We start from the raw sequence: 10,770 nt of genomic DNA on the forward strand, positions 1-10,770 counted from the left end.
GCTCCATGGAGGTCTCGTAGTAGGAGTCGAGGGTCCCGATGTCGCGCCAGTACTTCGGCTGGTGCGTTTCCGGGTCGCGGAAGGGGTAGGCGAAGACCTCGTTCATGCCCACCAGGCGGGGGATGATGTCCTTGCCGAAGTCGTGGTAGCTGTCGGACTGCTTCACGTCGCGGCAGAGTTCCTGCACGAGATCGGCGGTGGTGAACACGTACACGCCCATGTTCACCAGGCAGTGGTCGGGGTCGCCCGGGATCGTCTTCGGGTTCTGCGGCTTCTCCTCGAATCCCACGACCTGCCAGTTCTCGTCGACCTCGAGGATGCCGAACTGGTCGGCCCCCTCCTTGGGCACCACCGCGCAGCTGAGCGTCAGGCAACCGCCGTGCGACGCGTGGAACTTGAGCATCTTGCCATAGTCCATGCGGTAGATGTGGTCGCCCGAGAGGATGATCACGAAGCGCGGCTTGCGGTTCTCCAGCAGGTAGATGTTCTGGTACACGGCGTCGGCCGTGCCCTGGTACCACTTCTGGCCGACCCGGTGCTGCGGCGGGATGCGGTAGCAGAACTCGCCGTGCTCGTAGCTGAAGACGTTCCAGCCCCGCTGCAGGTGCTTGTCCAGGGAGTAGCTCTTGTACTGGGTGAGCACGTAGATCTGGCGCAGCCCGCTGTTGATGCAGTTGCTCAGGGTGAAGTCGATGATGCGGTAGGCGCCGCCGAACGGGACGGCGGGCTTGGAGCGGTCCTTGGTCAGGGGCGAGAGGCGTTCGCCCTGGCCGCCTGCGAGGATCAGCGTCAGCGCGTCACTGGCGAGGTCGCGCGTGCTCAGCGGTTCGTTGGTCAAGATTCCCCCCGGCGCCCGTGGGCGGGCGTGGTGTCCGCGGGCCGGGGCGTGGCCTTGGCGACCGCGCGCGGCGGCGGCTCCGTCCCGGCGCGGCGTGCGGCTAGTTCTCCGGCTTGACGCCGGGCTCCAGCAGTCCGGCCACCGTCTCGAGCAGTTCGGAAACGTCGGCCGACTTGGTGATGTAGGCGTCGGCCGCCCACGTCAGGTAGTTGTCGCGGTAGCTGGAGAAGGCGGTATTGAGAATGACGGGGATGCGGCGATCGCGCTCGAGGATGCGCTGCAGCGCCTCGATACCGTCCATGCCGGCCATCCGGATGTCGAGGATGACGAGATCGGGTTTCATGGTCTCCACGAACTCGAGGCCCTGCTGGGCGTTGCCCGCGGTCATGGTCTCGTAGCCGGCCCGACGCAGTTCGGTCTCGTAAAGCAACCGCAGATGAGGTTCGTCGTCGACGATCAGCACTTTGCTCATGGCCTGCTCCTGACGTAGCGATGGTCCCGGCGACGTCCCTGTCGCCCCTGCGGCCGCCCGCGGCCGCCCCTTCAATCTACCAGATCCCCGGCGCCGCGGCCACCGGTGATCACAGGCGCGCGCCGTTCTCCTCGTCCTTCGGCCGGGGCAGGATGAACGAGAATTCCGCACCGCCCTCGTCCCGGTTCCGGGCCTCGAAGACCCCGCCGTGGGCCTTGATGATCTGGGCGCAGATGGTCAGGCCGAGCCCCGATCCGGTGGGCTTGGTCGAGAAGAACGGCGTGTGCAGCTTCTGCACCAGATCGGGCGCGAAACCCGGCCCGTTGTCGGCCACCGTGACCCGCACGCCGCCCTCGACCCCGGCCGTCCGCACGCTGATCCAGCCCGGCCCGTCGAGGGCCTGCATGGCGTTGACCAGGAAGTTCTGCACCACCTGCTGGATCTCCCCCGGATTCATGTCCGACACGGCGCCGTCCGCCTGCAGGTCGAGCTCCAGCTCGATGCCCGCCTCGTCGACCCGCGGCCGGAACAGGGCCACCGCCTCGCCGACCACGTCGTCGACGGGCAGGGGCTGCCGCAGCAACTTCGGCGGCCGGATGAAGTCGAGCAGGTCGCCGATGATGCGCTCCATGCGCGCGACCTCCTCGACGATGATCGTCGCGGCGACCCGGTTCGGATCGCCGGCCTCGATGCTGCGCGTCAGGCTGCGGGCGAAGCCGCCGATGGCCACCAGCGGATTGCGCAGCTCGTGGGCGACGATGGCGCTGGTCTCGCCCATGACGCTCAGGCGCTCCATCTTCAGCAGCGTCTCCTGGTCCTCGCGCTGCCGCGCGTGGGCCGCGTGCAGGTCGTTCAGGCGCTGCTCGAGCTCGGTGTACAGGCGGCTGTTCTCGATGGCGCCGGCGCTCTGGTTGGCGAACATCTGCAGGAACTCGAGATCGAGCTCGGTGATGGCCGTGCCCGAGATGGCGTTGTCCGCCACGATGACCCCCACCGGCCCGCGCCGCGTGCTCATGGGCGCGATGGCGAACTCCCGGCAGCCCAGCCATTCGCGCAGCTGGTCGGCGCCCGCCTCGTCCATGTCGCCGGTGATGCCCCGCACGTGGCCGGTGCGCATGGTCCGCACCAGGATGTGCGCCTCGTTCTCCAGCGGGATGCGCATGTTGCGCACGATCTCGTTCACGGCCACGTCGGTCTGCTTCACGCTCTTGTCGTAGCCGGTGATCATCTCGAACAGGTCGCCCGACTGGTTCGCCAGGTCGTTCCAGATGCGCGCCGCCTCGTCGGCGTTGCTCGGCCCGATGGCCATCTCGCCCTGCAGCGAGTCCTTCCGCCCGTCGACCAGCAGCAGGAAGGCCCGGTTGAAGCGCAGCCCCTGGCCCGCGGTCATGCAGACGAGCACCGCCTGCAGGATCTGCTCCAGGTCGAGCTGGGCCCCGTAGAGCGCCTCGCTGACCTGGTTCATCAGGGAGAGCTTCGCCAGCCGCGCCGCGCGCAGCTCGTCGTCGTGCTCGCGGTCGCGCATGCTGCGCAGCTGCAGCACGGCCAGATGGGCCTCACTCTTGCCACCCGGCAGGTCGGCGCCGGGCCGGAAGCGGCTGCACCGGATCTCCACCGGCCGCACGGTCTCGGCTTCGGCCGCGGCCAGTTCGAGCGGGATCGTGCTGTGCGGATGGCCGTAGCGTCCGGCGATCTGGGCCCGCAGCGCGTTCGGGTCGTTGAAGCGATCGGCCACGTTGGCGCCGACGAGCTCTTCCCGCGGGGTCGCGAAAAAGGCCCCCGCTCCCCGGCTCGCCTCCAGCACCCGCCCCTTGGCATCGACCAGCAGCAGGGCCATGTCGGCCTGCCGGAAGCTGTCCCAGACGAGGTCGCCCGGCAGCCGCTCCGTGGGTGTTCCTTCGCCGTTCATGACGTCTCCCCGCTCGCGCCGAGGGCATCGGCGTACAGCTCCTCGTAGGCGGCCGCGGCCCCCTCCCAACCGAAGTCGCAGGCCATGCCCCGGGCCACCAGCGCCGACCACGCGGCCGCGTCGTCCCTCACGGCGGCGGCGCGGCGCAAGGTCGCCAGCAGATCGTCCGGCCGGGCCTCCGTGAAGACGAAGCCCGTGCCACCCGGTTCGCCGGCGTCGACCACGGTGTCGGCGAGGCCTCCGGTGCGGCGCACCACCGGCGGCGTGCCGTACTTCAGGGCGTACATCTGCGACAGGCCGCACGGCTCGAAGGCGCTCGGCATGAGGAACAGGTCGCTGCCGGCGTAGATGCGGTGGGCCAGGGCCTCGTTGAACTCGCGGCAGAAGGCCACCTTGTCCGGATGCCGGGCCGCCACCGCGTCCAGCGCGTCGTGCAGGCGGGCCTCGCCCGTGCCCAGGATGGCGAATGCCCAGCCGTCGTCCGCCAGCCGGTCCAGCAGGGGCAGCAGCAGGTCGACCCCCTTCTGCTGCACGAGGCGGCCCACGAATCCGCACACGGGTCGACCGTCGCCGGGCGCGAGGGCCAGTTCCTCCAGGAGCCCCGCCCGGCACTTCGCCTTGCCCGCCAGGCGCCCCGGCCCGTAGGTCGCGGGCAGGTCGCCATCGACGGACGGATCCCACACCGCGTAGTCGGCCCCGTTGAGGATGCCCCCGTACGCCGCGCCCCGCCCGGCGAGCACACCCTCGAGGCCGCAGCCGAATTCCCGCGTGCTGCGGGTCTCCTCGGCGTAGGTCGGGCTGACGGTGTTCACCCGGTCGGCGGCCAGGATGCCGCCCTTCAGCAGGTTCAGCTGCCCGTGGAACTCGAGCAGCCCCGGGAACTGGGCCGCCTGGCCGGGCAGGCCCAGCACGTCGGTCTCCCCGGCCGGATGGGCCTCCTGATGAGCCAGGTTGTGGATCGTCAGCACCGTGGCCGCCGGGCCCGGCAGGCCGCGACCGGCGTACCACTGGCGGCGGTAGACGAGGGCCGGCACGGCCAGGGCGTCGTGGGCGTGCAGCACGTCGACGGGCCACTCCAGCAGGCGCGGCAGCAGCAGGGCCGCCTGCCCCAGCAGGGCGCCCCGGGCCAGGGAGTCGGGGAAGCCCACGCCGTCGTCGTCGGTGTAGATCCCCGGCCGCCCGAAGAGGCTTTCGCAGGACACGAGCAGCACCTTCCGGGCCCCGCGGCCGTTGCCCTGACGCCAGAAGCGCACGTCGTGCACACGCTGACCGACCCGCACCGCGAGCGGCGGCAGCCCCTTGACGAGCTGCAGGTCGGCCCGCGCCGGATCGAGGTGACCGTACAGGGGCATCACCACGCGCACGTCGTGCCGCCGCGCGGCCAGGGCCCGCGACAGGGCGTCGACCACGTCGCCGAGGCCGCCGGCCTTGGCCAGCCCGGCCAGTTCGGTGCTGATCATCATCACGTTCATGGGTTCTTCCCGTCGCTGCGCAGCGCCGCCGCCACGTCCTCGGGGCGCACGGCGTTGATGGTGTAGCCGGTGCCCACCTCGAAGCCGGCGGGACGGCTCAGGCGCGGCAGCACCTCCAGGTGCCAGTGGTAGGCGCCGTCGCCCTCGTCTTCGCCAGCGGCATCCACGGCGGCGCTGTGGATCACGATGTTCAGGGAGCAGTCGCCGTGCCGTTTCGCGAGCCCCCGCAGGGCCGGCACGAGCAGGGTGCCCAGCCCCACGAGCTCCGAGTCGGTGGCCTGGTTCAGGGATGCGCCGTGCCGGCGCGGGACGAACAGCAGCTCCCAGGGGAAGCGGCTCGCCCAGGGGGCCATCGCCAGCCAGGCGGCGTTGGCTCCCACGAGCCGCGCGCCGTCCCGCTCCTCGGCGGTCGCGAGTTCACACAGGAGACAGGTGCCGTGAGCGGCCCGGTGGCGGGCGAATCCCTCGGCCTTGCCCACCGCGAGCAGGGGCACTTCGGGCGCCCCGATGATCTGCATGTGCGGGTGCACGAGCGTGGCGCCCGCCTCGGGCCCGTGGTTGCAGAAGGGCGAGACGTAGCGCACGTCCGGATGGCGCGCGAAGACCCGCGACCGGTCGCGGAGCACGCCGAGCAGCTCGGTCCAGGCCCCGGGAGCCAGGGTGTGCGGAGCCGCCGCATGATCGGGCGAGTAGGCGACCACCTCGTGGTGCCCGATACCCGCACGGCCGGCGGCCGGCCGACCGCCCAGCAGCGGCCCGGTGGCGGCGTCGGGCGGCGCGTCGGCGGGCACCAGGGCCGGGAACATGTTGCGGAAGACCCGCATCCGCCAGCCCGGGCCGTCGGCCGACGCTCCCGCGGGCCGGCCGAGGGCCAGGATCTCCGGCGTCGTCTCGCTCTCGTGGCCGGGACAGAAGGGGCAGCGATCGGCGCCGGAGGTGTCCCTCTGGCGGAGGGGATACTCGTTCGGGCGCCGGCTGCGGTCGGCGGCGAAGATCACCCAGCGTCCGGTCAGGGGATCCTGCCTGAGCATGGTCATGTCCTGCGGAACCTTTCCCGAAAAAAAATGCACGGAACGGGGAACCTTGGCCGATCCGGTGCGTAGGATACACCGAACCAAGGACATCAGCCAAGCCGCATCCCCCCCCGCGGCAGTTGAAGGTTCGGGCGAGAGTGAGAAAGCCCTTACGGGCGAGAGCGGAAGAGCGGGCCTCCGGCGAAGGGCCCGCTTTTTCGTGCCCGCAGGCCGCGCCCGCGCGGGCGACGATCAGAGGGCGTGGACCGCGAGGCCGCCCGCCGCCAGCAGCCCGTCGACATAGGCCCCCATGGTCAGGAAATTCCCTTCCGCCAACAACTTCTCCAGCTTCCGCGGCGCCGAGTCCTGCCCCCCCTGGCTGCGCAGGCTCGTGGCCGCGCTCTGCCCCGCCTGGGGCCGGAAGTCGTCCAGTTCCCACGGATGCAGATAGATGATGCAGGGCTGACCCTGGCGCCGGGCCATGGCCTTCAGGAAGCGGAACGCCGGCCAGGGCAGCAGCCGCATGTAGCCGCCGCCGGAGAACGGCACGTTCTGCCCCACGACCCGCCAGGTGGGCATCGGCACCACCGTCAGGGCATCGGCGGCCCCGGACAGACGGAACGGACGCCGCGGCGAGTGCGGCTGCCCGTAGCGGGGGTGCCGCACGGGGAAGATGGAGCTGTCGTAGCGGAACCCCATGTCCGCCACCAGGCGCAGGTAGCCGTGGACGGGCGGGGTGATCGAGAAGCTCGGGGCCCGGTAGCCCGCCACGCGGTCGATCCCGGCCCGGGCCAGGGCCGCCAGCGCCCGTTCGGTGTCGGCCCGGAAGGCGTCGGCGGTGAGTTTGAAGACTTCGGGATGGGCGTAGCTGTGGCAGCCGATCTCGTGGCCGCGGCGGGCGATCTCGGCGATCAGGTCGGGATGCCGCTCGGCCGTCCAGCCCAGGACGAAGAAGGTGGCCCGGACACCGCTGCGGTCGAGCAGGTCGAGCACGCGCAGGGTCCCGACCTCGACCCGCTGTTCCTGGCCGTCCCACGTTTCCGGCGGCACGTGGTCCAGGTAGTTGTGGCCGTGGAACCACTCCTCCACGTCGATGGTCAGGATGTTCCCCGTGAAGGGCGCGGCGGTGCTCATGGGCCCTCCCGGCGGGCGCGGATGGCGAACTGCAGGTAGCGCATGTCGGCCCAGCGGCCGAGGGTGAGCAGGTTCACCAGCTTGAACTTCGCCGAACCGGTCGGATTGATGCCCATGACCGACTCGACGGCGAAGCCGGCCTCGGCGAAGAGGCGCTCCATGCTGGCCCGCGTGAAGAAGCGCAGGTGCGTGCGGTCGAGGATGCCCTCGTCGGTGTAGTCCCAGCGGCCCCGCACCACCACGTCCCACAGGTGGGGAAAGTGGCGCACGTTGGGGATCGAGGCCACTGCGCACCCCCCGGCGACCAGCAGCGGGGCCATGGCCGCCAGCAGCGCGCCCGGATCGAGCACGTGCTCGAGGACGTCGTTGAAGACGACCGCGTCGAAGTGGCCGGCCGGCAGGTCGGCGGCCAGGGCGGCGGCGTCGCCGATCAGCACCCGGTCGAGCACCGCGGCCGCCCGGGTGCCGGCTTCCGGATCCATCTCCAGGCCCCAGATCTCGAGGGACTCGCCGCGCTCGCGCCAGGCGGACTTGAGCCCGGCCCCGAACGCCCCCGCGCCACAACCCACGTCGAGCACGCGCCGGGCCGTCGCCGGCACCTGGGCGATCATCTCGCGGCGGGGCCGACCGTAGTAGGCCGCGGGCTTGTCCGGGCGGATGGCGGTCACGGGGTGCCGTCCTGCTGGGCGCCGGGAAGGCGCGGGTCGCTGCCCTGGGCGCGGGCCGCCTGGAGCAGCCGCTCCAGATCGCCGACCGCGCCCACGATGATCAGCCGGTCGCCCACCCCCAGGGGGCGTCCCGGATCGGGCATGTCGTTGCGCCAGCCGCCCAGCAGGTCGCGCTGCTGCACCGCCAGCACCGAGATGTTGAACTGCGGCCGCAGGGCCAGTTCCTGCAGGGTGCGGCCGAGCCAGCCCTCGGGCGGCGTGAACAGCTGCACCTTGTACTCCTCCGGCAGCTCCACGCAGTCGTGCATGCGGGCTTCGCCGGTCACGAGGTTGATGCCCATGTCCTGGTGATGCAGCACCTCGCGGTTGTAGACCTCGAAGATGGCGCGCCGCGTGATGATGCCCACCAGCACCGGGTGGTCCGGATTATAGAGTACGGGCAGATCGGCCGTGTCGCGATGCCCGAGGGCGATGAGGCAGTCCTCCAGGTTGTCCTGGCGGTAGACGACGTCGGGCACCGGGGTGGCGATGTCGGCGGCGATGACGACCTGGTCGAGGCTGCGCTCGTGCAGCAGTTCCTTGACGTCGTGGATGGAGATGCGTCCGGTCAGGCGGCCGTCGTCGTCGGTCACGTAGAAGTGCTCCTCGCGGTGGGCGAGGAAGAGGTTGAGCACGTGGTCGAGCCCCTGGCGCTGGGGGATCGCCTGCGGGTTGACCTCCATGATGTCCTCGACGTGGTACTCGCGCAGGATCGCCGACTCGCGACCGAAGACCAGGTCCTGGCCGCGCTGGGCGAACTTCAGGGTGAAGATGGTCTCCTTCATGATCGCGCGGTAGACCAGGGCGGCGCCGATGCTGGCGAGCATCAGGGGCAGGATGACCGTGTACTGGCCGGTCATCTCGAAGAGGATGAGGATGGCCGTCAGGGGCGCGCCCGTGGCCGAGCCGACGATGGCGCACATGCCCACCATGGCGAACGTGCCCACGGCGCCGTGACTGCCGGGCACGAGAAGCTCGACCAGCGCGCCGAAGGCCCCGCCGAGCATGCCGCCGAGAAAGAGCCCGGGCGCGAAGATGCCGCCCGAGAAGCCGCTGCCGAGGGTGAGGTTCACCGCCACCAGCTTGACGACCACGAGCAGGGCCATGGTGCCCAGGACCATGCGACCGTCGAGGGCCTCGACCATGGACTCGTAGCCCACGCCGTACACCTGCGGGAAGACGAGGAAGAGCAGCCCCAGGAGGACGCCGCCGATGGCCGGCTTCAGCCAGTCGGGCAGGCGCACGCGGTCGATGGCGTTCTCGGTGGCGTACAGCGTGCGCACGTACACCACGGCCACCAGGCCGGACAGGAGCCCGAGCACGAGGTACAGGGGCAGTTCGTAGGGCCCGGCCACCGTGAACTCCGGCACCGGGAAGGCGGGCGTGTCGCCGAGGAATTCGCGGCTGATGGCCGTCGCCACCACGCTGGCCACGATGATCGGGCTGAAGGTGACCACGGCGAAGTCGCGCGTGAGGATCTCCAGGGCGAAGAAGGCGCCGGCGATGGGCGCGTTGAACGTGGCCGCGATGCCGGCCGCCGCGCCGCAGCCGATGAGCGTGCGCAGGCGCTGGGGCGAGAAGCGGAGCAGCTGTCCGAGGGTGCTGCCCAATCCGGCCCCGATCTGGACGATGGGCCCTTCGCGGCCCACCGAGCCGCCGAAGGCGATCGTGATGGCGCTGGCGACGATCTTCACCGCCGCGACCGCCGGCCGGATGACGCCCTTCTTGAAGAGCATCGCGTTGAGCACCTCGGGCACGCCGTGGCCCTTGGCCTCGCGGGCGAAGAAGTACACCAGGGGCCCGACCACGAGCCCCCCGGCCACCGGCAGCAGGACGGTCTTCCAGGCAGGCACATCGGCCAGCAGGGCCACCGTGTGCTCGCCCGGCCCGATGGACAGGGTCTGGAAGAAGTTCACGAGGAAGCGGAAGAGGATCGCCCCGAAGCCGCCCATGACGCCGACGACGATGGCGACGACCACCATGATGGTCGTCTCGTCGGGGCTGAAACGCTCGACGAGCGCGAAAAGGGCGCGGCGCACCCGGTTGAAGCCGGGGCCGCGGCGGGTGTCGTCGGACATGGTCGCTCCAGGGTCGGGATGACGGTTGGCAATAGTGGGGAGCGGACCGGACCAAGTCAATCGGGAATGGGCTCAGAAGATGGACTGGCCCGTCCGGGTGGTCAGCCACTCCAGGGCCAGCGTGCCCACCAGCGAGTTCCCGCTCGCGTCGAGGCCCGGCGCCCAGACCGCCGCGCTGAAGTGGCCCGGCATCACGGCCAGGATGCCCCCGCCCACGCCGCTCTTGCCCGGCAGCCCCACCCGGTAGGCGAAGTCGCCCACGCTGTCGTAGGTGCCGCAGGTGAGCATGAGCGAGTTGAGGTACTTGGCGCGGTTGGGGCTGATGAGCGGCGCGGCGCCGCCGAGGGGCGTGCCGTGGTTCATGAGATAGGTGCCGGCCCGGGCCAGGTCGCCGACGGTCATCTCCAGGGCGCAGAGGCGGAAGTAGGCGTCGAGCACGGTGCCGACCGGATGGTCCAGCCGCCCGAAGCTCTTGAGGAAGTTCGCCAGCGACGCGTTGCGGAATCCCCACTCCGCCTCGGATGCGGCCACGTCCGGATTCACGCCGACGTCCGGGCTGCCGGAGAGCTCGCGCAGGAGCGCCGTGACGGTGCCCACGGGGTCGGGATCGAAACCCAGGACCGCATCGACCACGACCAGCGCCCCCGCATTGATGAACGGGTTGCGCGGCTTGCCGTCCTCGTACTCCAGGTGCACGAGGGAGTTGAAGGCCGATCCGCTCGGCTCGCGACCCACGCGCTGCCACAGGTCCGGGCCGAGATGTTTCAGCGCCAGGGTGAGCGTGAAGAGCTTGGCGATGCTCTGGATCGAGAACGGCACCGCGGCGTCGCCGCAGGCGTGCAGCCGCCCGGACGCGTCGACGAGGGCCATGCCGAAGCGGTCGGCGGGCACGCGGGCCAGTTCGGGAATGTAGTCGGCCACCCGGCCCTCGCCCCGATGGGGCTGCAGGTCGTCGTGGATCCCGGCCAGGATGGCGCTGTAGTCCATCATTTCTCCTCCGGCGGCGCGGCCGCGGTGCTGTCGGCGGCCTGGCCCAGGACGAACCCGATGCCGGCGTGGACCAGGTCCACGCCCGGGGGCAGGGCGGCCGCATCGTCCGCCAAGTAGAGCACCGGCCCGGTTCCGCGCAACCCGGCATGATCGAAGG

Annotated in this window: 9 protein-coding genes (1 of these 9 running past the window's edge); all 9 read right to left on the reverse strand. The window is 70.9% G+C overall.

Annotated elements, in window-relative coordinates; translation table 11 throughout:
• On the reverse strand, nucleotides 1-823 hold the 5' portion of the coding sequence (locus tag KDM41_04850) for a glucose-1-phosphate adenylyltransferase (protein ID MCB1182740.1). 512 nt of this gene lie to the left of the window's left edge; only the first 823 of its 1,335 coding nucleotides appear in the window; it begins with the start codon at nucleotides 821-823; its stop codon lies off the left edge, out of view.
• Nucleotides 824-938: 115 nt separating this feature from the next.
• Nucleotides 939-1,310, reverse strand: coding sequence for a response regulator (locus KDM41_04855; GenBank protein ID MCB1182741.1), 372 nt, complete (start codon nucleotides 1,308-1,310; stop codon nucleotides 939-941).
• Nucleotides 1,311-1,419: 109 nt separating this feature from the next.
• Nucleotides 1,420-3,219, reverse strand: a complete 1,800-nt coding sequence (locus KDM41_04860) for a hypothetical protein (GenBank protein MCB1182742.1) — start codon at nucleotides 3,217-3,219, stop codon at nucleotides 1,420-1,422.
• Nucleotides 3,216-4,691 carry a glycogen synthase gene (locus KDM41_04865; GenBank protein ID MCB1182743.1) on the reverse strand — a complete coding sequence of 492 codons (1,476 nt, stop codon included), beginning with the start codon at nucleotides 4,689-4,691 and terminating at the stop codon, nucleotides 3,216-3,218. Before KDM41_04865 ends, KDM41_04860 begins: the two co-directional genes overlap by 4 nt.
• Entirely contained in the window at nucleotides 4,688-5,728 is a 1,041-nt protein-coding gene (locus KDM41_04870; GenBank protein MCB1182744.1) for a galactose-1-phosphate uridylyltransferase, read from the reverse strand. Before KDM41_04870 ends, KDM41_04865 begins: the two co-directional genes overlap by 4 nt.
• Nucleotides 5,729-5,956: 228 nt before the next feature.
• Nucleotides 5,957-6,838: a DUF3473 domain-containing protein gene (locus tag KDM41_04875; GenBank protein ID MCB1182745.1), complete on the reverse strand. Its 882-nt coding sequence runs from the start codon at nucleotides 6,836-6,838 to the stop codon at nucleotides 5,957-5,959.
• A complete protein-coding gene (locus KDM41_04880; GenBank protein MCB1182746.1) occupies nucleotides 6,835-7,506 on the reverse strand; it encodes a methyltransferase domain-containing protein in 672 nt (223 codons plus the stop codon). Before KDM41_04880 ends, KDM41_04875 begins: the two co-directional genes overlap by 4 nt.
• Complete coding sequence (locus KDM41_04885; protein ID MCB1182747.1) at nucleotides 7,503-9,623, reverse strand: chloride channel protein; 2,121 nt, start codon at nucleotides 9,621-9,623, stop codon at nucleotides 7,503-7,505. Before KDM41_04885 ends, KDM41_04880 begins: the two co-directional genes overlap by 4 nt.
• A 72-nt stretch (nucleotides 9,624-9,695) precedes the next feature.
• Nucleotides 9,696-10,610: a glutaminase gene (locus tag KDM41_04890; GenBank protein MCB1182748.1), complete on the reverse strand. Its 915-nt coding sequence runs from the start codon at nucleotides 10,608-10,610 to the stop codon at nucleotides 9,696-9,698.
• Between the last annotated feature and the right edge of the window lie 160 nt (nucleotides 10,611-10,770).

Source organism: bacterium (assembly GCA_020440705.1).
Classification (GTDB): Bacteria; Krumholzibacteriota; Krumholzibacteriia; order LZORAL124-64-63; family LZORAL124-64-63; genus JAGRNP01.